Here is a 22,701-nt window from a genome sequence, read left to right on the forward strand (position 1 = left end):
AGCTATGGGGGAGCAAAAGAAAGGCTCTTTTCTTGTAGATACACTGGTTTTTACAAAGAGAAGTATCATAACAATCATTCGAAATCCATTGATTTTCATTCCTAACTTAATCATTAGTCTTTTCTTTTTGTTTGTTTATGAAGGAGGATTAAGTGGGATTTCAGAGCTTCCTGCATTTGAAGGAGCAAACTACCTTGCCTTTATTTTACCTGTCTCTATCGTTTCAGCTGCGATCGGGGGAGCAGGTGGAGCTGGGCAAGCGCTGGTTAAGGATTTAGAAAATGGATACTTTTCACGTCTTCTTCTTACCCCTTCCTCAAGACTTGCTATCGTACTTGGTCCGATTATTGTGGGAATGCTGCAGCTGCTCATTCAAACGGTGTTAATTCTAGTAGTTGCTTATTTTCTTGGTCTAGAAGTTGCAGCAGGATTTGGTGGAGTAATCGTCGTTCTTTTATTAACGCTTGGGTGGGGGCTTGCTTTTGCAGGGTATTCAGTTGGTGTAGCGTTACGAACAAAGAATGCTCAATCTGCACAAGCAGGGACTTTTGTATTCTTTCCACTTATTTTTCTTAGCACAACTTTTGTTCCCTATGAATTGATTGAAGCAGGTTGGTTAAAAGTGGCGGCAACGATTAATCCGACGACGTATTTATTTGAAGCGATGCGCTCCGTGTTTATTGATGGTTGGGAAGCTTGGCCGCTTATTAGAGGATTTCTGGTCATAGGTCTGTTATGTGCTATTACGATTAGTTTCTCAGCGGTAAGTGCCTCCAAAGCGGTAAGTGCTGATTAAGAGAAAAAAGCTCGCATTTTATTGCGAGCTTTTTTAAAATATAGGCTATTTTTTAGCTGCATGTAGAATAAAGCGGTGTGAAGGTATATCAATAAATCCGTTGTTTTCTATATTTTTATGTAAGCGATAAAGGGCGTTTCGGTAGCGGTCGATCGAGAAGTTAGGAATTTGCCATGGAATCGCTTTTAAATAATAAATGACTGCACCAATGTCATAAAAACGTGTAGAAGGAAAAGATTCTTTAGCATCTACAATGGAAAAGCCGGAAGATTCCAGTTCTTGAACGGCGTAATTCAAGTTCCAATGATCGTATTCAGACTTCATTGGAGCATCCAACACTCGATTTAGTTCTTTCATATCTTCCCCGCCAACCTGCTGAGTAATATAAGCTCCATTAGCGGATAGTATACGATGGACTTCCTTTGGAGAGTAGGAATCATGCTTGTTCATCACGAATTGAAATTCAGCATCTAAAAAAGGAAGAGTATCGTCATCCTCGAATCCTTTTACAATGACTCCTTCAGGCTCAAGTCTTGATTTGGCAATTGGAAGGTTAGGGGGATAGCCTTCAGTTGCTGCTAACTTCTTTGGAAATGGCTTTAATGCTTCAAGAAATTCTCCGCCTCCAGTACCCATATCAAGTACACTGTAGCTAGAGCGGAAATAGTGTAGAACATAAGAAGTGTACGACCACGGAAGCGGTTCGCCGTTCATTCTTTCTGTATTTGTAATATAAGAAAAATCCCAACCTGAGAACGGTGTTTCGATGTCTTTAAGGTGAAATTCAAATGCTTGATCTGTTATCACGTATAACCCCTCCTGTTATTAATTACCATTATAGCAGGGGAGATGTAGAGAGTGAGAAAAAGTTAATATAATCAATTAGGATTTAAAACTACAGAGATTAGGGTAAACCAAGATATGCGAACATTCGATTGAATCGATACTGCAAACCAAGTGAATCTGGAATGGAGATTAAAGGACGTGAAGACATTGAATACAGCTAAGTTATATGATCTTATAGGAATTGGGATTGGACCGTTTAATTTAGGTATGGCTGCACTTGCAGATGAGACAGAAGTAGAAGCGATTTATTTTGATCAGAAAGAAGAATACAATTGGCATCCAGGGATGTTGATTGATGGAGCGGATCTTCAGGTTCCATTTCTTGCAGATTTGGTTACCATTGCAAATCCAAAAAGCCCTTATACTTTTATTAATTACTTACATGAGCATGATCGACTTTATCAGTTTTATTTTTTTAATAAATTTGATATACCGAGAAAAGAATACAACGCTTATACTAAATGGGTTGCGTCACAATTAAATAATTGTTTCTTTGGTCAAAAAGTAATTGATGTTCTTTATGATAAAGAAAAAGCATGCTATAACGTTACGATTGAAGAGGTAAAGACGGGTCGAACAGAGACCTTGCAAGCAAAGCATGTCGTCCTAGGAACAGGAAGTGTGCCAAATATACCTGATGGCTTCGACTCATATCCACCTGAAGATGTTCTTCATACAAATCATTATCTATATCACGAGAAAGAGTTGAAAAAATCACGTTCAGTAACAGTGATCGGGTCAGGGCAAAGTGCTGCAGAAGTGTTTTATGATTTGCTTCATGACCAGGAGAAGTACGGCTATCATTTGAACTGGTTGACTCGATCAGCAGGTTTTTTTCAATTAGAATCAGCTAAGCTAGGGCAGGAAGTATTCTCGCCTGATTATGTTAGCTATTTTCACGGCCTTTCGTTTGACGACCGGAAAGATGCTCTTTCAACACTTGGAACTTTAAGAAAAGGCATAGATTCATCTACATTAAAGAATATTTATCACCTTCTTTACCATCGATCCTCTGAGGGTTCGCTAGATGTGATGATACAACCTTTATCTGAGGTAAATGGTATTGAAAAGAGAGGTAAGCACTATGAACTTGCGTGTAGACAGTGGCAAGAAAATCATGAATTCCAAACGACTACGGATAAAGTTGTTCTTGCGACTGGATATAAACCTCACTTCCCTGAATGGTTTAGACGGATAGAAGACGAAATTGAATGGGAAGATGAGAATCGATTTAAAGTAGAGATGGATCAGCAGCTGGTCTTTAAAGATGGAAGAGAGAACCACATCTTTACGTTAACAAATCTCGATCATTCTCACGGAACAGGAGCAACAAACCTTGCCCTTTCTGTTGAGCGAAACAAGCGCGTGTTGAACTTCGTAGCAGGAAGATCCTTATACAAAGTTAATACAAATACCGTTTTCCAACAGTTTTCTAGTAAAGGAATGTAGAACTTGGAGTGGATAACGTAAAGATCTTTAAAAGCCATACGGAAGCACACTAGAAAAAGGACTCCCCAACTTATCATGTTTGGGAAGTCCTTTTTCTTTCACCAGGATAAGTGATATTAGTGATTCTCGTCACGTTCTTTCAATATGAGTGAATATCCTTCAAGATTAACAACATGGTTAATACCCTGACGAAACGTTGAAAATGTAGGAATCTTTGGATCAAGATCAAGATTCATTAACCATTGCACAACCCGCTTCGTGATTCCCACATAAACGACAAGAATGCCCATCAAAGAGAGCGACTTTGTCATCGTCTCGCATAAGGCTTGTGCCGAGCTCGCATTCAATTCAGATAGCCCAGAGAAGTCAAGCAGAACATAATCCGTATTGTTAGCTGCACAATAATTTAATGTGTTGTCAATAAGCTTTTCTGACCTTTCCTCATTCATGGTGCCGATGAGAGGAATAAGGATAGCATTATCAATAATGGTTGGAATAATCGCTGAAGATAGTTCACTAACAAGTTTTTTGTTTTCCTGAAGCTCCTTTTGCTTTTCTGTTACATCGCGCCAGACAAGTAGATAACCAGTTTTTTCACCTGATTCGTTAAGGTATTCAGAAATAACGATACTAGCTGCAAATCGGTCAAATAAGGTAATGGTACTTTCATATGGCAACTGATAGAGCAAAATGTTTCTTTGGTGTGAAGGATTTTGATGGAACTCATCAATGCTTTTCCCGATTAGTTCTGAAGGGTGATTAATAGGTAAATAGGGTATAAGTGACTTAAGTAGCATTTCTGCACGTTCATTAAACCACACAATACGTAAATCTAAATCGCATACAAATATATTATCGCCTAAACTATTAAGCGCCCTTGTTGTCTCACTATGTGAAAAAAAAGTCGTTTCTGCCAACTCATTACCTCCGCAAATTTAACTAACATATTAATCATATTATAATTCAAAGCATACCAATTGCCTATTAATAACGAATAGTAAAAGACCTTTCATTCTCATTGACTTCTTTTTCTTCCATAATCACGTTATCAACGACGGAATAGGGGCTACCTGATTCTAGTGCAGAGTGAAATTGGGTCATAGTGGCTTCTTCTCCTTGTGCTTCCACTTCAACAGAGCTATCCATTCGATTCATGACATAGCCAGTAAGGCCATATTGGGCTGCTTTTTGCTGTGTATATGCTCGGAATCCTACACCTTGAACTCTTCCTTTAATAATATAATGATACCGTTTCATCTGGCTTCATCCTTTCAAAGTAGTCCTATATAGTACTTTTCCTATTTGTTGTTCTATTAAACGAGTTGCTCTTCAGTATATAGAACGGAAGATAAAGAAGATGGAAGGCGATAATGGTAATGCCTTCGAGTGAAAGTAAGTATAATGGCCATGGTCCTAAGTAGTCCAAAATGGTATGACTATGCGGCTTATTCATTAAGAACATATAGTTTGAACCGATGCTAAGATTGATTGCAAATAACACAGCTACATATAAATTCAGAGTAGTAAAGGCCGTCCATATTGAGCGATAGGAGGGGATATATTTATCAACGGCAATAAATAACCATGATGTTAGAACAATCCCGCCGTGAGCTACAAAAAAATGAAAAAATCGAAAGTGTGGATAAGAATAGAAGCCAAGATCAGGGGTGATCATGGCGAGTAGGGCGCTAGACGTCCCTACGAAATAAGTTATTTCAAACAATCCCCTCTGTTTTGTTATTAGAAGAGCAACAGATAAAAGAAGTGAAATGCTACTTAATTGAAGAGGTAAAGTCGTAGTAATGCTCCATTCGCTATAGTAAATAAACCAGAGATGAAAGCTCCCCTCTGACAGTAATAAAGCAGTGGCAATCATTATTCGCATCGCAAGATTTGCACGATTTTCTTTTAAGACTGATTTGAAGCAAAAGATAAGCAACATCATAATCCCTAAAGTAAACAACGCTGATAGATGAGGAAAAGAAAAAAGAGCAAAGCGGTTGTCTGTCGACCAGGAGAAAAAAGTTTCCATTCCTAAAAAACCTCTATTCTAATCAAGTAAGCTATTATAAAAAAGCCAAAAGCGTTTATTCGAAAGCTTTTGGCTCCATTTATTGAGATTGTTAAAGAATCTGTTCATAGTATTTTGATGAAGAAAAACCACTAAATGGCTAGCTCAGTTCAATCCTTTAATTGATTGTAATGAGAGCGTGCTGAACAGATGGAAAGCTTTTGACGGAAGACAGGGAGAAGTCAGCTTGTACACCTTCTAAGACAAAGTCAGGTCTAGCTCCGGTTAGCATTAGTTCAGCTCCCATTAGCTTAATGAGCTGATGGAGTTGATAGACTCCTTTATGAAGTTCAGAAGTGAAATGGCTGACACCAGAAAGGTCGATAATTAAGTATTCATCTCCGCTCTTCTGAATATGGGCACTTACGTTCTTTAGAATGAGATCGATTCGTTCGTCATCAATGTGCCCAACTATTGGAACGATCGAGACTTTACGGTCAATTGGAACGATAGGAGTGGATAAACGTTTCACCTGTTCGAAATAATGTTCAGATCGTTCTTCGGCCATTTTGCGTTTAGTAACATCCTGCTGTACCCCTACAAAAAATGTTTGATGTTCACTTTCGAAGTAGACTGGGTAAATTTGGAGTTCATTCCAAAAGAACTCTCCATTTTTTTTATAATTTTTGATTTCAACTTTGATTTTCTCTTTATTTTGAATAGCGGAACGTAATTGAGCAACCGTTTCTTTATCGCTATCCGCTCCTTGTAAAAAACGACAATTATTCCCGATAATTTCATCGGTTGAATATCCGCTTAATTTCTCGAAACCTTCATTTGTATAAACAATTGGATTATCGGGAAGCTCAGGATCGGTAATGACGACTCCTGTATCTACATATTCTATTGCTGTTCTAACGAATTCATTTCTTTTCATACGCTTAAGCTGTTCTTTGTTTACTTTCATAGCTTACAGCTCCATGACGTCATATTTCTCATTTGATCATCACCTTTTAAATTGAATGGTACTACTAGTATAAATCGCTCTCGTAGAAAAACCAATGAAAACCCATTTATTCGACTAGCTTATAAAAATGTTCAGATAATAAACTGAAAAAATCAGACAAATAAGATAGAGATATAAAGGATATTTAGTATTCATGCTATAATAAAAGTATTTATTTTGATTGAACGGGAGGGGTTATGTAATGGATGCACTTGATGTTATGGGAAAAAAAGAAGAGATCTTCCCATACTTCCAGCCTATTGTTAGTGCTGATAAGCAGCAAATTATCGGGTATGAAGTTCTCGGGAGAATTCGAACAGAAGAAGGAATAGATAGTCTCGGATTCTTTTTTCAAGATCAGTCTATACCTGAAGAGTACATATTAGAAATTGATTCACATATTCGAAGTCAAGCGATTGATATTCTTTTAGAGCGCGGAAACGGTCAGAGCCTATTCTTTAATTCGAGTGCCAGGCACCTTCTTTATGACCATGGTGAAACTTTCACAAACGATCTTGAAGAGTATGCGAATAAGGGGATCGCTTATGAACAAATTGTCATAGAGGTTTCTGATTATGATATTGAAGATGAAGCATTACAGACTCTTCAGCATATCCTTACGTATTATAAGAGTCTTGGTGTACAAGTAGCTGTTAGCCATGCAGGTAATACGATGAGTAATATTGAAAAAATTGCTATTCTTAATCCCAATATTATTAAGGTTGGTTTATTGAATTTGAAAGATAAAGGTATGCCTCCAGAATATCGAGAAGTTTTGTATGCCTTATCTATGTTAGGAAGAAAAATTGGTTCAACTCTACTGTTTGAAGGAATTGAAGGAGTAGGTCAGCTAAAATATGCATGGGAGAACGGCGGGCGTTATTATCAGGGATACTATCTTGGTAAGCCTAGAGCAGATTATCTTGATGTTAACCAATATAAATCTTTGTTAACAAATGAATTTCAACATTTTATCACGCATGAGAGAAAGCGTCTTCTCTCGCTTTATGAGCTGTCTCAAGACTTTAATCGTCATTTGCAGCAGCACATAAAAAGGAGCAGGCAAAATGATTGGAATACGATGGTAGCTGAAGCTGCCCATTCACTTGGTGAAGCTTGTTTTAGAGGCTACATTTGTGATGAAGACGGTCATCAAGTTTCGTCTAACTATTATAGAAATGGAGAAGGAGGGTGGGAGTTTCAGCCTGAATATGAAGGCGATAATTGGAGCTGGCGTCCATATTTTCTCGAAAATATCGTGAGGATGAAGCATGAAAAGGTTGGGATATTGTCTGACCTATATAGTGATATTGAAACAAATGAGCTCATCCGGACTTACTCTTATCCTATAAATGAATCTTATTACTTGTTTCTAGATATACCATACCTCTATCTTTATGAACGAGATGACTACTAGAGAGTGGTGAACACAAGCTCCGTAGAAAGTCATTGTTCCACGTGGATTGCGTCATATAGAAAGTTTGTGGCAAGACTAGAGTGAAAAGAGGCTTTTAAGGGTAGTAGTAAGATAGTAGCTATAGGAGGGATCAGATGCTAAAAAAAATATCTGTTAAAACAAATCGTCGAGATGAAATGATTGATATTACCTCAGAGGTTAAAAAGGTTATCCGTGATGAGAATCTTAAACAGGGGACTGTTCTCGTCTATTCCGCTCATACAACGGCTGGTATTACGATTAATGAGAATGCTGATCCAGATGTAAAGCACGATATGCTTATGCGATTAGATGAAGTGTATCCATGGGAGCACGAAAAATACCAACATGCTGAGGGAAACTCTGCTTCTCATCTTAAAACAAGTACAGTAGGTGCATCGCAAACGATCATTGTAGAAGAGGGTAGTCTTATTCTTGGCACGTGGCAAGGCATTTATTTCTGTGAGTTCGATGGCCCACGTAACCGTACCGTTTATATCAAAACAATGGAGGGATAACGATGATCCGAGTCTTATTCGTTTGTCTAGGAAACATCTGTCGTTCACCAATGGCGGAAGCAGTCCTAAGGTCGAAAGTAGCACAAGCTGGATTATCGGATCAGATTGAAATTGATTCAGCTGGTATAGGTGATTGGCATGTAGGAGAACCTCCTCATGAGGGAACTCGGGAAATTCTTTTAAAGCAACAAATTTCAGTGGATGGAATGAAAGCAAGACAAGTGAAGGAAGGCGATCTTTCTCAATTTCACTATGTGATTGCAATGGACGCAAGTAATCTTGGAGAACTTCATGAAATGGCGGGAATGAACTCATCGAGCTCAATTTCACGATTGATGGACTACGTAAGCGAAAGTGAGATTGAAGATGTACCTGATCCTTATTTTGAAGGGAATTTTGAAGAAGTTTACCAAATGGTTGAAGAGGGCTGTTCAAAATTACTTGAACATATTAGAGATGAAGAGGGCATATGAAGCTTGATATTGAAAAAGCGATTGTAGAAACAGGTGATCGAACTTCAATTGTCGATATGCAGCCTGTTTTAGGAGGCTCGATAAATCAGGCATTTTACGTTCGAACGAAAGAGCGGGAATACTTTGCGAAAATAAATAAAACAGCTTCTGAACAATTTTTTCTAGCTGAGAAAAAAGGCCTTGAACGATTACGGAATAATGGATTGATGGTACCAAATCCCCTTCTACTTAAGGGGCGTGATGAAACAGAAATGGTTTTTCTGATGGAATGGATTCGTTCCAAACCATCTGATGAAACAGGCGATCGGAGACTAGGTAGTCTTGTTGCAAAAATGCATCAACAGCATTCCAATCAGGTTGGTCTGAATGAGCCCAATTTTATAGGAGAGCTAACTCAATTAAACAGCCCTTCTTCCAATTGGGTTACGTTCTACAGAGATTTGCGTCTTGGGGCCATGCAGGGGCTAGCAATTGAAAAGGGGAGGATCTCAAGGGAGCGTGACCGCCGCTTAACGCAACTCCGCCAGAGGCTTGATTCAATCATAGGGCATAAACCATCTTTTTCACTTTTACATGGTGATCTTTGGGGTGGTAATTGGTTGTATGGTGAGAATGGGCAACCTTATTTAATTGATCCTGCTGTTTATTTTGGTGACCGAGAAGTAGATATCGCATTTACATATTTATTTGGTGGTTATTCAAAAACGTTCTACGAGCAATATGAAGCTGATTATCCGTTAGAGAAAGAATTTGAGGAGCGAATTCCGATCTATCAGTTATATTATCTTCTTGTTCATTTGATCTTATTTGGGGAAAGCTATGGAAATGCGGTAGATCGAATACTGCAAAAGTACACACTCTGAATGTTATGAAGGCGTTTCATAAGCGTGAATAAAGGGAATTAAATCGCATCTTTATATAACAAGGAGGAAATCAAATGGGTCAGACATATTCAGGCGGTAGTCAAAATAAACTGTTTAAGGCAGTCCTTATTGGTGGATTAGCAGGCGCACTTATTTCACTGTTCGATCGAGGAACGAGAGAATCCATTCAAAACGGATCAAAAAAAGCAGGCACTATTTTGCGTGATGTTAAGAATAATCCATCATACTATACGGATAAATGGAAGCAAACCGTAGATGATGCAAGCGGGCTAATGAAGGAAGTACAAGATGACATTTCAACCCTGTCTCAGAAATTCAATGGATTGAAAGAAAGTTCGGTTGAAGCGTTTAATCTTGTCAAAGAAACACAGGACGATCTTAAAGAAATAGGCTCGAGAGTTGTGGAAGCTGGTGAAGAATTAACTGGCAACACTAACGATAAATTGACACATTAATTGAGCCGCAGGAGGGTATATGGTGGATGCATCATTAGGGCAATTTTCGAAACAGCTATTTTCAAGAATAAAAGAACACCAAGTAACCGACTTATCGGCACAGCTTGCTTACTATTTTTTATTATCGCTGTTTCCGTTTCTGATCTTTGCGATTACCCTCCTCACTCATTTTGATTTCTCTCAGGATCAAATTCTTGATTTAATTGCGCAATACGCACCTTCTGAATCATTTGTGACCATTCAAGAAAATCTTATTCTCGAAGATGGAGCACGTAAAGGTCTTTTATCATTTGGGATTATCGCAACAATTTGGTCAGCATCTAATGCAATCAATGCGATCATTAAGTCACTTAACCGAGCATATAACGTACAGGAAAGTCGACATTTTTTACTAGCGAGAGGATTATCGATTCTATTGTCGTTAGCGATGATCTTTGTAATCGTTGTGGCACTCGTTTTACCCGTATTTGGGGAAACGTTATGGCGGTTTTTTGTATCGTTCTTTGAATTACCTGAATCATTAAGTTTTATGTTTGCGATCATCCGGTGGACTTTAAGCCTATCCATTATGATTGTGGTTTTTATGTTTATCTACTACTATGCTCCAAATAAACGGCTAAACTATAAAGATGTGTTGCTAGGGTCTGTGTTTGCTTCGGTAGCTTGGCAGCTTGTATCATTAGCCTTTTCCTACTACATCAATAACTTTAGCAACTATTCTGCTACATACGGAAGTCTTGGAGGGGTTATTGCCCTTATGCTTTGGTTCTATCTCACTGGCCTTGTGATTATCATAGGAGGCGAAGTGAACGCGACCTCAAATTATTTCAGGAAAAAAGCCCAATAGAGCTAGCGGCGATATGCTGCTATATCTATTGGGCTTTTGTTATTTTAATAGGCGTAATCCATTTAATATAACAAGAATGGTACTTCCTTCATGACCGAGGACTCCCAATGGAAGAGTGAGGAATTGAAAGAAATTAGATGCAATAAGGATGAGTATGACGGCAATGGAAAAGATCACGTTTTGTTTTACAATTTGATTTAATCGGTTAGAAAGATTTACGGCTCGAGTAAGCTTTCCAAGATCATTTTTCATTAGAACAACGTCTGCCGTTTCAAGAGCTACATCTGTTCCCTGTCCCATAGCAATCCCAACATCAGAAACCGCTAGAGCAGGTGCATCATTAATGCCGTCCCCAATCATGCCAACCGTTGCATATTTTTTCTTTAATTCTTTCATGTGGGTTACTTTATCTTCTGGAAGACAATTGGCGAAATAGGTTTTTATGCCAACTTCTTCTGCTATCGCCTTTGCTGTTTGTTCACTGTCTCCTGTCAGCATAATAGGCTCAATCCCGCGTTTTTTCAACGCTTTAATCATTGCTGGCGATTCACTTCGTACTTTATCTTTTAAAGCTATCATACCAGCAAAACCATGTTGATCCGCAGCAAGTACAATGGTGTTCCCACTTGATTGCAACTGGGCGTACTTTTCTTGAAAAGAATCAAATCCATCCTTATCAGTAAAGAAATCTAACTTCCCTACCTTCCAACTGATTCCATTAATTTTCGCTTCAACACCCCATCCAGAATGATCCATCATTTCCTCAGGTTCAAGCCAGTTATGTGATCCTGAATGATTAACAATGGCTTTTGCAAGTGGATGTGTCGACTGCCGTTCGATAGAGGCTACGATGTTCATAAATGTCGTCTCATCCATATCTGAACGAGTGAGAACATCTGTAACTACTGGAGAACCTTCCGTTAATGTTCCCGTTTTATCAAGTGCAACAGCTTTCATGGAGCCTAGTTGTTCGAGATGAACCCCGCCTTTAAATAGGATGCCATTTCGTGCACCTGCTGATATAGCCGATAACGTAGCAGGCATAATGGAAGCAACTAGGGCGCAAGGAGAAGCAACAACTAGAAAAACCATAGCACGATAGATCGTTTCATCCCACGTCCATCCAAAAAGAAAGTGGGGAAGGATCATAAGTAAAGAGCCCATTAGTAATACGATTTTGACATACCAGCCTTCAAGTTTTTCGATAAACAGCTGTGATGGTGCTTTTTGATCTTGGGCTTCTTGAACAAGGGCAATGATTTTTTGGAAGACGGTGTCCTCACTACTCTTTGTCATTTTAACGGTTAAATGTCCTGATATATTTAACGTTCCAGCAAATACTTCCTCATTCATTCGTTTAATGACAGGAATAGACTCGCCGGTAATTGCAGATTGATCCAGAGAAGTTTGCCCTTTCATAATTAATCCGTCTGCAGGAACTCTCTCTCCTGGTTTAATAAGAATAACGTCATCTACAGACAGCGAACTAGCAGGTACAACCATTTCAGAACCGTTTGAAATAATGGTTGCGGTTTCTGGTTGAATTTCCATCAGAGATTGAAGCTCTCGTTCACTTTTGTTCAATGTATAGGTTTCAAGGGCACCACTTAATGCAAAAATAAATATAAGTATGGCTCCCTCAGTCCAGTACCCAATACTACCAGCACCGATCGCTGCGATGATCATAAGAAGCTCAACATTCACGTCCTTCTCAGCAAACGAGTCTTCTATTCCTTCTTTTGCTTTAGCGAAACCGCCAATAACAAATGCCGTGATATAGAGACTAGCTTCAACGGAAGGTGAAAATGCGCCCTCCATGATCCAAGCAAAGGCGATGATTAATCCGCTTATTAGGGCAGCAGTTAGCTCCCCATGACGTTTCAAAGTATTCCACCAGAAAGAAGTATGTGAAGTGTAAGTACTTGATTGAATATTTGCCTGTTCCATTATCATTCCTCCTTTTTCTAATTGAGAATAATAGTCATCTTCATTCCCTTACTAAACGTGCAATGCTGTGACCACTTAAAGTGGTCACAGCATTAGAAAGCTGATAATACGGAGTTATCTAAATCGAATTGAGAATGTTTTTCATGTAGATTAGAATAATTATCATGTTTTAATAATTTTATTCTATCACATGCTTCTCATCTTGACTATAAGAAAAAGAACAATTGGGCGGAATGATTTTATGTTTAAAAATGGGAATGAACAGGGAATTGAATTTGTAACAAAGAAAAGATGAGGAGGAGTACAATGCTATTAAAAGAAAAGCTAGAACAACTGAAACATGCTCGTGTCCAAAAGCCTGATAAAGTGTTTACTCTGTATTTAAATACGGATCGTCGTGATGCGGACCGACAAAATGGTGAATGGAAAATTCAATTGAAAAACGGATTTCGAAATTTCGAGGAATACTTAAAGCAAAGTGATAATAAAGAAGATCTTGAAAAATATGAAAAAGTAAAAGAGAAAATTCAAGATGAGCTTAATCGTATAGAAAATGATTTAAAACGCGGACTTATTATTATTGCTTCTTCAGATGATCAGATTTGGTTCGTAGAGCGTACGCAAGTTCCAGTCGAAACGAACCTTTATTGGGAAGAAGAACCTCAACTAGAAGTAGTAGAAGAACTTGAAAACAACTATCCAAATACTGGTATTGTGCTTGTCCATCATGATTATGTTCGGATTATTGAAACTGAACTTGGTTTTCTAACCAAAAGTGAAGAATATGCCTGGGATCCGGACGAGGATAACTGGAGAATTTACGAGGGAACAACGGGAAATGAGAATATCTCTGGAAATGGAAGTACAGCACAGCGAGAGCTATATGAAGATCGAGTAAAAGCCAATCGTGAAAGATGGTACAAATCGATGGCTGCAAAGCTTGATAAAAAAGCAAAAACTCAGCAGTGGGAAAAAATCTACGTGGCTGGTGAAAAAGAAGAAGCAAGCGAATTAAATGAGTTAATGAATAAGGAAGCTACAGTAGTTGGTAAGAATTATTCTGATAAGCGAGATGATGAAGTGATCGAATCGCTAGTCTCATAATAATAAAAGCACCCTTGAGGGTGCTTTTATTATTATGAGCTATGTTAGCTTCCACTGTTGCTTCTCGATTTTTGACTCATTCAATTGGTCATCACAGAACGAGCAAAAATCTAGAATGTTCATGAACATTACCTTATTATATTAGGGCTATTTGACAGCTTTAACAGTGAAAATTTTCGGAATGCCTCTGTCGTGGAGCTTAATATTCGGTTCCTCTGTTACCTGTTTAATAATAAGGTTCTCATCAGCAATGCTTGTAAGAATTTCACCAAGTGTCCATTTACGCTGAAGCACCAGGCTTTCTGCTGTTTCGTTCGTTAAATGCTTCTCAAAAGCAACTTTAGTTTTGTGGATTGTCGGATCGAAATAGTTACCATCAACTTTATGCTTCTTTCCTTTAGACGAAATAAGCTTTGTTGATATAGGATGGAAATCTTGGATTACAAAGGTGCCTTCTGGCTTCAAGAGACGTGAAACAACCTTGAAGAGAGGGTGAAGATCAAGGAAGTAATGTAAAATCCCCAGTTCCATAACAATAATATCAAAACTTCTATCGAGATCATGGTTCATTTTTAAAATGTCAGTGACATAATAGGAGAGGTCCACGTTACACTCTTCTGCAATTTCTTTGGCGAATCGCTCATTTTCATAGGAAAAATCGATGACTGTTGCATTTGCACCAAGTAAACTCATTGCTGTCGCTTTCATACCATGTGATCCCATTAAGTTGGCTACTTTCTTTCCTTGTAGTGAAGGAAGATACGGTAGAAGTGATTTAAGACGTGATTTTGGATTTTCTTTTAATTTTGTTGCGGCTTCTTCAGGTTTTCCAAATCGATTAAGCAATGCTTCGTAAGTTTGTTGATTCCAAGATTTTGCATTCTGGGCTGTCACATTCTCTTGTATTTCTTTTAGGTGAGCATCAATTATATTCCGCCATTCTGGAAGCTTCTGATAGTAATAGAGTGAAAGGCATTGAACCGATTGTTCTCCTAGTGAGACTTCAATGAGATAAGGGTTCGTGCGGATAACGGTGTTGTATGTGCACTCAATTCGTACCGGACACTCATCGATCACATAAAGAGCGTAAGCAGTTTCGGAAGTGTAATCGGGTTTTGCTACTCCGTATTTAAGATTGAAATCATCTACGACGGACTCAAAAGCATCCCATTGAATCGAAACGGCTATAGAATGAGGGGCATCGACTGCTCCTTGAAGCCAAAGAGCTGTTTCATTTATAAAGAAAAAAGGAATGTTATAATTGTTTAGGTTTGAAGAAAGGTTCTTTAAGACATTTTCTTGGAGTTCTGGCATTTTTCCACCTCAATTTTGTTACATGAACATATTTTGTATAGAATACTATAGCATATAGACAGCCCATAAGGCATCTGAAGAATAGGGAGAGACGTAGGATATGCAGACTCAGAATGAAGGTGTGTCAACGCAGAAATGGGTGAAGAGGGGTGGGTCCTTCGCTTTAGGTATCTACTTACTTGCGCTTTTCTATGCGACATTGTTTATTTATAATTATTATCCATATGGTAAATCAGTTAACCTTGTTTTGTTCGATAGTATAAAGTTAATGTGGGAAAGCGGAAGCTACTGGCTCATCTTAAAAAATATTATTGGAAATATTATGTTGTTTATGCCGCTAGGATTTTTAACACCGCTAGTTTATAAAAAAGGAAAGTCTGTGCTGATTATTGGCCTGATCGGTTTTTCAACGAGTACTGTTATTGAATTATTGCAGTACTTTGTCGCTCACCGTATATTTGATATTGATGATATTCTCTTAAATGCTCTTGGAGCTATCGTAGGCTACGGTGGCTATCGCATAGTGCTTTCATTATATAGGAAAATGAAAAAGACAAAATAAAAGAGGCAGCTTGCGCTGCCTCTTTATCATTTCGTTATTTAGTCTTCTTTCTTCGCTTTATCAAGAAGTTTAGTAATACGTTTTGTAAGCATTTTACGACCTTCTCCGCCTGCTTGGAAATGACGAAGTTTACCTTCTGAATCAAACACGTAATAGGCAGGTACATATTGATTTTCGAATGCGTCTGTCAATTTGTGATCACTATCAACGAAGATTGGTTGGCTAATATCGTGTTGATCAGCTACTTGTTTAATTTCTTCAAGGTCAAGGTCTTTTTCAGAGCGTGGCATATGAACAGCAATAACATTCATATCTTCACTATATTCATCACGGAATTCGTTAACCATTGGCATAGCTTCTTTACATAGACCACAGCTAATGGACCAGAAGTGAATAAGAGTAAGTGGTTTATTACCTACGAGGTCACTCTTCTTAACTTCTCCGTTAAACCATTCTTTTGCGCCTTCTAGTTCAGGCATTTCTTCGCGTAGTTTCATTCTGTATCGACTCCTTTGTTCGGAATTAATTATAATCATTATCAGATAATCACAATTCTTATTATAGTACATATAAATCATAAGTCAATGAAAAGGGTTCATGTATTATATTATTAAGATGGCTATAAAAAGGTTTCTTTACTCACGATGTAGAATACTGAGCATGTGGTTCGGGTTTCTTATGAACGGCTGTTGCTGTAAATAAGAAGAGTAGCATCCCGCTAATCGCATAGAAAATGCTTCCTTCTGTAAACCAATCAATGAAAACTCCACCAAGATAGGGCCCGAGTATACTACCAATGCCAAAAAATATGCCAGCTAGAATGTTCCCGGTTGGGAGAAGACTATTTGGTAGCAAATCGGCCAAGTAGGTAATACTCAGTGAAAATAAAGATCCAACCATCATGCCTGCAAGGAAAAATAAGATAAAAAGTATTGGTACTGATGTGGTGAAGATCGCACTCGAAAAACTAACCCAGCCAATAAAAATACTAACGAGTAAGATATTTTTCCGACCAAATTTATCACTGATAACGCCAAGAGGCATTTGAAACACAAGACTTCCGATCACAAAGGCTGGAAGTAAAATCGAAACCGATTTTATATCAATTCCGTTCCGAAGTGCATACACAGGGAAATTACCGTGAAGAGATGCTTCAAGAAATCCGTATCCGAAAGAAGGTAAGAGGGCTACCCAGCCAACTTTCAGAACGTGCGCATATTTAGATAGAACTCGTTCAGAACCGTGCGTCAATGGATCAGGGAACTCATTTTTGATTTTTGTCAGCATCAACCATGTCACCATAGCAATGCCTGATGCCAGTAAAAATGGAAGGTACATAGAATACTCAACTAGAATAGTCGAGAGGGGACCGGCAGCGAAACCAAGTCCAAATGCAGATCCATAAATGGCTATGTTTCTTCCCCTTTTTTCTTTTGGGGTCGTTGTTGTAATCCAAAGTTGTGTTGCGAAATGAAGAAGGTTATCTCCTATTCCGACAATGATCCTTAAAATGAACCAAAACCAAAAAGCCTGCCATATAGGTATTAGCGTGATTGAAACAATAACAAGCAGAAGTCCAACGGCTATAGCTGGTTTATAACCATATTTTCGAACGGGTTTCTCAATAAAGGGTGAGGCAAAAAGGATCCCTATGTAAAGAGCCGAAGCATTAAGTCCATTCATGCTAGACGATACGCCTGCCTCCTCTAGAAGAATAGATAATAAAGGAAGCAGCATCCCTTGAGAATACCCAGAAATAAAAACGATTGAAATAAGAATCAGAAATCGGTAACGGTTTGATTCAAACAATTTGTTCACACTCCAATTAGCCAAAAAAGGAAATTCTTATCAGTGCTTATTATAATGGAATGGGGTGAAAAGAGCCACCGTTCGCATTTTTTTAAAAGCTGATCTAAAATAAGGACAACGTCTAGTAAAGGAGTGGTCATGTTGGAATTTAACATGAAGAAAGAAGAAACTGGTTTTACAGCTGATTTTGAATATGGAACGCTTCATATTTCAGGGAACGAGCAGTTTGGTTTTCGTCCATATCAACTACTTGTTTCATCAATAGCAGTTTGTAGTGGTGGTGTGTTACGCCAAATTCTTGATAAAAAGCGAATGGACTATGAAGATATTCAAATAAAAGCGGATGTCACTCGTAATGAAAAGGAAGCAAATCGTGTTGAAGAAATTCATCTTCATTTCACACTAGTTGGAGAGCTGAACGAGCAGAAAGTAGAAAGAGCGCTTGAATTAACGAAAAAGCATTGTTCAATGGCACAGTCTGTTTTGGGAAGCATTAAATTGAAGGAAACTTTCGAGATTGTATCAAAATAAAGAAACGAAAAAAAGGGTCACCGCAGTGGCCCTTTTTTTCGTTTTTTTATTTTACCTATCTATGCGTAGTAAAACTCCTCTAATGGGAGGTTATTTTATAACTCAAGTGATTCTGGTGTGTTTTCACCCTCATTCATTAAACGAATTGTGTCCGGAGTGATTTTGAGAACGACATAGTTTGGATCTTCTGGTGAATCGAACCATTTTTTCAGCTGGTCACCCCATAGTTTTTCTTTCGTTTCTTTTGAGTCATCTATCGTGACGTGACCTTGTACTTCTACGTAACGGTCATGCCAACCTTCGCCGTCGTATCCAAGCAAAACGTGCACGTTATTATTTTGCTCGATGTCTTCTACTTTATGAGTTTCCTTACTAGTTGGAGTCATTAGTGTAAGTCCATCGTGGAAGAACGTCATAAATCTTGAATGAGGCTTATTTTCCTTCACTGTGCTAAGTGTTCCTACATAGTGAGAATCAAAGATGCTTAGTACCTTGTTTTTAATTTCTGATTGAGACATTGCCATTACAAATTCTCCTTTCGAATTTAACTCTAATCTTAATCTTCCTCTAATCTCGAATTCTAAAACGCGATAATATGCCATTATTTACTACGGGAGCTTTTAGCGCATTCATTCGTTTTTCATTCAGATACTAGGGGTATAGCCATATGTAGATTCTAATTTGAACATAAGAAGGTAATCAGATGAACAAGAGCTATGATTTTACTCAAGGTAACATTACGAAGCAAATGGTTTATTTTTCATTGCCTATTTTTTTAACTAATTTACTGCAAACGTCTTATCAATTTATAGATAGCATTTGGGTTGGTAACTTACTCGGTTCAAATGCACTTGGCGCTATTTCAATTGCAGCTCCCGTCATTTTTACTGTTCTCTCCTTCATCATCGGAGTGAATAGTGCAACGTTAACAGTACTGTCTCAGCGGAAAGGAGCATCTGATAAAAAGGGATTAGTCGAGTCGCTAAATGCATTTGTTGTCGCTTTAACGATCTTATCGGTTGCGTTTGGAATTATTGGCTTCCTCTTTACTGACCCTATTCTTAAATTCCTTGGAACGCCGGATGAGATATTTGAAAGTACGAAAGTATACTTGCGAATTAACTTTTTAGGCATTCTCTTTTTATTTGGTTATAACTTTATCGGCACAGTATTACGAGCTCTAGGGGATAGTAAAACTCCGATTCGATTTGTCCTTTTTGCTGTAATTTTAAATACTGCACTGGATCCGTTGTTTATTGCTTATTTCAACTGGGGAATTGAAGGTGCTGCATATGCAACGATTATTTCTCAAGGGTCAGCATTTCTATATGGTGTGGTTTATTCTATCTGGAAGTCTAAAATCCCGTTTACTGTTCCCCATCTTCCAGACATGAAAGAGCTTAAACGAATTTCAAAGCTTGGAATTCCTGCTGGTTTACAAATGATGACTGTTTCAGCGGGAGTGACGGCGATTATGGGGATTGTTGCAAGTTTTGGTACACAAGTTGTTGCAGGTTTTGGTGCGGCGCAAAGACTTGATCGCATTATCATGTTACCGGCGTTTACTCTTGGAGCCGCTGTAAATAGCATGGCTGGACAGAACATTGGCTCTGGAAAGTGGCAAAGGGTTTCAGCGATATCTAAGAATGGGATTATTTTAATCCTTGCCGTTTCTTTTACAATTAGTGCTATTATCTTTTTATCAGCTGAATCAATGATCCGTCTCTTTATTGATGATCCTAAGACAATTGCTTTCGGTGAGAACTACTTAAAAACCGTTGCCTTTTTCTATCCGTTTCTTGGTATTAATTTTGTTTTAAATGGAGTGGTTAAAGCTGCCGGTGCTATGGTTCAGGTGCTTATACTTAATATTATTTCATTCTGGATCCTTCGCGTTCCGCTCACTTACGCTTTTTCAAAATGGTTAGGAGCAGAAGGGATTGCGTACGGTATAGGAGTAAGCTTTATTATCTCGAGCGTATTTGCTATTGGATATTACCGTTATGGAAAATGGCGTGATATAGAATTATTCGATCAGCAAAGGGAAGAAGATTCAAGTCAATACGAAAGTTCAACTCAAAGTAAGGCTTAAAAGGAATAGCTTAGAAAATGTCGTCTTTTAACTACATCGTACGTTACAATGAAAAGGATATAGTTAAAGAGAGGATGCAGTCAGTGAAAATAAAACGATTCTTATTTTATGTAATAGGGCTTTTCGTATTAACTGCTGGAATAACATTAACAATTAAATCTGATATCGGAGCAGGAGCTTGGGATGCGCTTAACGTAGGATTATCTGAGAAGATCGGTTTTACGGTTGGGACCTGGGTAATCCTCGTTGGAGTCATCTTGATTATAGTCAATGCGCTTCTGATGAAAGCCTGGCCAGATTTCTTTGCTCTTATCACGATTATCGTAACAGGTTTGTTTATTGATTTTTGGTTAATTACGTTATTTTCAAATTGGACGATTACGGACGTATTCTTTGCTTATGCGGTTTTTATAATAGGAATGATATTCATCGGCCTTGGTATTGCGATATACCTTCAAGCCAAATTTGCGGTGATCCCAATCGATGGTTTAATGCTTGCGATTCATCATAGAACTGGTTTAAGCATTCGAACTTCGAAAACGGCTGGTGAACTTATTGCGCTACTTGCTGCATTGCTTTTAGGAGGGCCGATTGGTGTGGGCACGATTGCCATTACATTTGGCATCGGACCTCTTGTCCAATTTTTCTATCCTACTTTTGAGAAAATGAACGCTTAAGCGTTCATTTTTTTTGTGGGAAATGTCTAGCGCTTGTCGGCTCTATACGTTCGTTTCCGCTTTTAATATCTAAATTTGTTGGATAAAACGGATGGTTCTAGAAAAAAATACTGATAAGAGTTTGAAGCCATTCGTTTAAATGAATGCTAACAAAGGAGAAGTTTGTATGAAGAAAATCTTGTTAATGCTCGTTATTCTAGCTGTTATTCTACCTCTAAACACACTAGCCGCAGAAGGGCAGAAAGCGGGGAAAGATCAATCGCTAAAAGTTCCTGATTCTACGGTTAATATTTCGAAAGAAAACACTTATCCAAATCCCGCACAGGATTTACCTACCTTGCAGCCGAGTGAGTTGACGAAGGAGTTAACAGGATCTGCAGATGTCCCCATTGCTAATCCTGAATTGATTCAGATTTTAAATGATTCTTCGATTTCACCGTCTAAGCTAGCGATCGGTTATCGTGCGAGTATTTATCTAGGTAAGTGGGCGTTGAATTATGATTCTGCAGAAACAAATATTAACTGGCAATACAAGCAGGCAAATATAAATCGGGTAGATAATCGAGGTGGAAGTGGTCCAATTCAGATGACGTATCGCCAAGAGGAAGAGAAGAAGGTGAATGGTGGATTAACGGCCTCAATTCCTGATAGTGAAGACGTGAAGAAGATGATGATGATGAAGGCCTCTGAAAAAACGAAGCTCTCTTTATCTTTTCAAACAATGATTGGGAAAGATACTAAAAAAGGTAATGTGTATAATGTGGGAGCTAAGAACTATGGTACTTTAACGAGCTATGTTCCTGCTGTAAATGAAAAAGGGACAGTAACATATGGAGAAGTTTATCTTGTTTTAAAAGGAAGCAAAATGAAACTTGAGGTTCGTAACGTGACTCAGCAAGGAATTGGTGCATGGATCCCGGTTCAAGACTACCTTAGTTTTGAATTTAATACGCGACAATAACCAGCAGAAATGCTGGTTTTCTTATGAGGATAACAAGGTATTCGGTTCGAGGAAGTAATTTCCTTAGCCAAAGAGATGGAATTAGGATAGAAAACAGTGCAAACTTCACACACTAAATAAGGGGACAGACAAAGGAGGGATTAAATGAGGATACTCGTAATGACGATCGTTATATTTATTGGAACAGTGACGGGAACCTATGCGATAGATAACACGTCTCATGATTGGTATTTTAAACGAAGTAAAAATCATGCACCTGCCACAACAGAGCCTGAATTTCAGGAATTACTAAAGCCCTACGACAGCTACTTCATTGGTCGAACGGATCAGAAGGAATTGTATATGACATTTGATAATGGGTATGAGAATGGGTTTACTGACGATATTTTGGATGTTCTAAAGAAAGAAGATGTACCTGCCACTTTTTTCGTTACCGGTCATTACTTAAAGGACCAGCCAGATCTCGTTAAGAGAATGGTAAAAGAGGGACATATCGTTGGGAATCATTCCTGGAGTCACCCTGATATGACGGCCATTTCTGATGAAAAGATAAGACTTGAATTAAAAAAAGTGAAGGAGGAGTACACCCGATTAACTGGAGATGAAACGATGCAGTATGTTCGACCACCTCGTGGGGTTTTTAGCGAAAGGTCACTCGCTATTTCTTACGAAGAGGGGTATCGTAACATCTTCTGGTCACTTGCCTATAAAGATTGGGAAACGGATAAGCAAAAGGGGAGTCAGTATGCTTATGATTCGATTATGAAACAAGTTCACCCGGGAGCGATACTGCTTCTTCATACAGTCTCAAAAGATAACGCTGAAGCTCTTCAGAAAGTTATTAAGGATTTAAAGAAAGACGGGTATACCTTTAAAAGTTTGGATGACCTTGTCCTAACTGAAACAATTCCTGAACCGCTTATTCCTTAATAAATATTCTAGGCTGCCAGAAATGGCAGTCTTTTGCGTGATTTAAGAAGAAAG

Annotated in this window: 25 protein-coding genes; 15 read left to right on the forward strand and 10 right to left on the reverse strand. The window is 38.4% G+C overall.

What is annotated here, in order from left to right:
- The first annotated feature begins 4 nt into the window (after window positions 1–4).
- A complete protein-coding gene (locus tag AC0VYH_RS02245) occupies window positions 5–796 on the forward strand; it encodes an ABC transporter permease (RefSeq protein WP_475366444.1) in 792 nt (263 codons plus the stop codon).
- Between the two features lie 45 nt (window positions 797–841).
- On the opposite strand, the gene AC0VYH_RS02250 is transcribed toward AC0VYH_RS02245, so the two are convergent.
- Complete coding sequence (locus tag AC0VYH_RS02250) at window positions 842–1,603, reverse strand: methyltransferase domain-containing protein (protein ID WP_475366445.1); 762 nt, start codon at window positions 1,601–1,603, stop codon at window positions 842–844.
- 177 nt (window positions 1,604–1,780) lie between these two features.
- On the opposite strand from AC0VYH_RS02250, the gene AC0VYH_RS02255 reads away from it, so the two are divergent.
- Entirely contained in the window at window positions 1,781–3,091 is a 1,311-nt protein-coding gene (locus AC0VYH_RS02255; RefSeq protein WP_430241559.1) for a lysine N(6)-hydroxylase/L-ornithine N(5)-oxygenase family protein, read from the forward strand.
- 116 nt (window positions 3,092–3,207) lie between these two features.
- On the opposite strand, the gene AC0VYH_RS02260 is transcribed toward AC0VYH_RS02255, so the two are convergent.
- The 4 genes from AC0VYH_RS02260 to ytvA form a co-directional block, all read right to left on the reverse strand.
- Entirely contained in the window at window positions 3,208–4,008 is an 801-nt protein-coding gene (locus AC0VYH_RS02260) for an STAS domain-containing protein (protein WP_475373229.1), read from the reverse strand.
- Window positions 4,009–4,075: 67 nt separating this feature from the next.
- Window positions 4,076–4,348: an acylphosphatase gene (locus AC0VYH_RS02265; RefSeq protein ID WP_475373230.1), complete on the reverse strand. Its 273-nt coding sequence runs from the start codon at window positions 4,346–4,348 to the stop codon at window positions 4,076–4,078.
- Between the two features lie 25 nt (window positions 4,349–4,373).
- Entirely contained in the window at window positions 4,374–5,123 is a 750-nt protein-coding gene (locus AC0VYH_RS02270) for a YwaF family protein (RefSeq protein ID WP_475366447.1), read from the reverse strand.
- 157 nt (window positions 5,124–5,280) lie between these two features.
- Complete coding sequence (gene ytvA / locus AC0VYH_RS02275) at window positions 5,281–6,069, reverse strand: YtvA family blue-light photoreceptor (protein ID WP_430241554.1); 789 nt, start codon at window positions 6,067–6,069, stop codon at window positions 5,281–5,283.
- 241 nt (window positions 6,070–6,310) lie between these two features.
- Between ytvA and AC0VYH_RS02280 the strand changes: the two genes are divergently transcribed.
- The 6 genes from AC0VYH_RS02280 to AC0VYH_RS02305 all read left to right on the forward strand — a co-directional run bounded on the left by AC0VYH_RS02280 (window position 6,311) and on the right by AC0VYH_RS02305 (window position 10,720).
- Window positions 6,311–7,525, forward strand: a complete 1,215-nt coding sequence (locus AC0VYH_RS02280) for an EAL domain-containing protein (RefSeq protein ID WP_430241552.1) — start codon at window positions 6,311–6,313, stop codon at window positions 7,523–7,525.
- Between the two features lie 134 nt (window positions 7,526–7,659).
- Window positions 7,660–8,061, forward strand: coding sequence for a secondary thiamine-phosphate synthase enzyme YjbQ (locus tag AC0VYH_RS02285; RefSeq protein ID WP_194220122.1), 402 nt, complete (start codon window positions 7,660–7,662; stop codon window positions 8,059–8,061).
- Between the two features lie 2 nt (window positions 8,062–8,063).
- On the forward strand, window positions 8,064–8,534 hold the full coding sequence (locus tag AC0VYH_RS02290) for a low molecular weight protein-tyrosine-phosphatase (protein WP_475373231.1): 471 nt from the start codon (window positions 8,064–8,066) through the stop codon (window positions 8,532–8,534).
- Window positions 8,531–9,397, forward strand: a complete 867-nt coding sequence (locus tag AC0VYH_RS02295) for a fructosamine kinase family protein (RefSeq protein WP_475373232.1) — start codon at window positions 8,531–8,533, stop codon at window positions 9,395–9,397. Before AC0VYH_RS02290 ends, AC0VYH_RS02295 begins: the two co-directional genes overlap by 4 nt.
- 74 nt (window positions 9,398–9,471) lie before the next feature.
- A complete protein-coding gene (locus tag AC0VYH_RS02300) occupies window positions 9,472–9,873 on the forward strand; it encodes a hypothetical protein (RefSeq protein ID WP_475366450.1) in 402 nt (133 codons plus the stop codon).
- Window positions 9,874–9,895: 22 nt separating this feature from the next.
- Window positions 9,896–10,720: a YihY/virulence factor BrkB family protein gene (locus AC0VYH_RS02305; RefSeq protein WP_430241544.1), complete on the forward strand. Its 825-nt coding sequence runs from the start codon at window positions 9,896–9,898 to the stop codon at window positions 10,718–10,720.
- A 39-nt stretch (window positions 10,721–10,759) separates the two neighbouring features.
- Here AC0VYH_RS02305 and AC0VYH_RS02310 read toward each other — a convergent pair whose 3' ends face one another.
- A complete protein-coding gene (locus tag AC0VYH_RS02310; RefSeq protein WP_475373233.1) occupies window positions 10,760–12,673 on the reverse strand; it encodes a heavy metal translocating P-type ATPase in 1,914 nt (637 codons plus the stop codon).
- Between the two features lie 300 nt (window positions 12,674–12,973).
- On the opposite strand from AC0VYH_RS02310, the gene AC0VYH_RS02315 reads away from it, so the two are divergent.
- Window positions 12,974–13,771 (forward strand): VLRF1 family aeRF1-type release factor, encoded by a 798-nt coding sequence (locus AC0VYH_RS02315; protein WP_194220116.1) that lies wholly within the window; start codon window positions 12,974–12,976, stop codon window positions 13,769–13,771.
- A 147-nt stretch (window positions 13,772–13,918) separates the two neighbouring features.
- Here the strand turns inward: AC0VYH_RS02315 and AC0VYH_RS02320 are convergent, their stop codons facing one another.
- Window positions 13,919–15,085: a class I SAM-dependent methyltransferase gene (locus AC0VYH_RS02320; RefSeq protein WP_475366452.1), complete on the reverse strand. Its 1,167-nt coding sequence runs from the start codon at window positions 15,083–15,085 to the stop codon at window positions 13,919–13,921.
- A gap of 100 nt (window positions 15,086–15,185) precedes the next feature.
- Here AC0VYH_RS02320 and AC0VYH_RS02325 point away from each other — a divergent pair, with 100 nt between their 5' ends.
- The gene (locus tag AC0VYH_RS02325; protein WP_475373234.1) at window positions 15,186–15,647 is read left to right on the forward strand and encodes a VanZ family protein; all 462 of its coding nucleotides are present in this window, start codon (window positions 15,186–15,188) and stop codon (window positions 15,645–15,647) included.
- Window positions 15,648–15,685: 38 nt separating this feature from the next.
- Here the strand turns inward: AC0VYH_RS02325 and AC0VYH_RS02330 are convergent, their stop codons facing one another.
- Together AC0VYH_RS02330 and AC0VYH_RS02335 are read right to left on the reverse strand one after the other, a co-directional pair.
- Window positions 15,686–16,144: a TlpA disulfide reductase family protein gene (locus tag AC0VYH_RS02330; protein WP_194220113.1), complete on the reverse strand. Its 459-nt coding sequence runs from the start codon at window positions 16,142–16,144 to the stop codon at window positions 15,686–15,688.
- Between the two features lie 142 nt (window positions 16,145–16,286).
- Window positions 16,287–17,456, reverse strand: coding sequence for an MFS transporter (locus AC0VYH_RS02335; RefSeq protein WP_475373235.1), 1,170 nt, complete (start codon window positions 17,454–17,456; stop codon window positions 16,287–16,289).
- A gap of 141 nt (window positions 17,457–17,597) precedes the next feature.
- Between AC0VYH_RS02335 and AC0VYH_RS02340 the strand changes: the two genes are divergently transcribed.
- Window positions 17,598–17,987 carry an OsmC family protein gene (locus AC0VYH_RS02340; protein WP_475373236.1) on the forward strand — a complete coding sequence of 130 codons (390 nt, stop codon included), beginning with the start codon at window positions 17,598–17,600 and terminating at the stop codon, window positions 17,985–17,987.
- Between the two features lie 95 nt (window positions 17,988–18,082).
- Here AC0VYH_RS02340 and AC0VYH_RS02345 read toward each other — a convergent pair whose 3' ends face one another.
- Window positions 18,083–18,505, reverse strand: a complete 423-nt coding sequence (locus AC0VYH_RS02345) for a pyridoxamine 5'-phosphate oxidase family protein (RefSeq protein ID WP_475373773.1) — start codon at window positions 18,503–18,505, stop codon at window positions 18,083–18,085.
- A gap of 185 nt (window positions 18,506–18,690) precedes the next feature.
- On the opposite strand from AC0VYH_RS02345, the gene AC0VYH_RS02350 reads away from it, so the two are divergent.
- The 4 genes from AC0VYH_RS02350 to pdaA all read left to right on the forward strand — a co-directional run bounded on the left by AC0VYH_RS02350 (window position 18,691) and on the right by pdaA (window position 22,647).
- The gene (locus tag AC0VYH_RS02350) at window positions 18,691–20,079 is read left to right on the forward strand and encodes an MATE family efflux transporter (protein WP_475373237.1); all 1,389 of its coding nucleotides are present in this window, start codon (window positions 18,691–18,693) and stop codon (window positions 20,077–20,079) included.
- Window positions 20,080–20,153: 74 nt separating this feature from the next.
- Window positions 20,154–20,756 (forward strand): YczE/YyaS/YitT family protein, encoded by a 603-nt coding sequence (locus AC0VYH_RS02355; protein ID WP_430241626.1) that lies wholly within the window; start codon window positions 20,154–20,156, stop codon window positions 20,754–20,756.
- Between the two features lie 166 nt (window positions 20,757–20,922).
- Window positions 20,923–21,717, forward strand: a complete 795-nt coding sequence (locus AC0VYH_RS02360) for a YfkD famly protein (protein WP_194220109.1) — start codon at window positions 20,923–20,925, stop codon at window positions 21,715–21,717.
- A gap of 144 nt (window positions 21,718–21,861) precedes the next feature.
- Window positions 21,862–22,647 (forward strand): delta-lactam-biosynthetic de-N-acetylase, encoded by a 786-nt coding sequence (gene pdaA / locus AC0VYH_RS02365; RefSeq protein WP_475368359.1) that lies wholly within the window; start codon window positions 21,862–21,864, stop codon window positions 22,645–22,647.
- The last annotated feature ends 54 nt before the right edge of the window (window positions 22,648–22,701 follow it).

It is taken from the genome of Anaerobacillus sp. QJM3NY_32, from assembly GCF_056173645.1.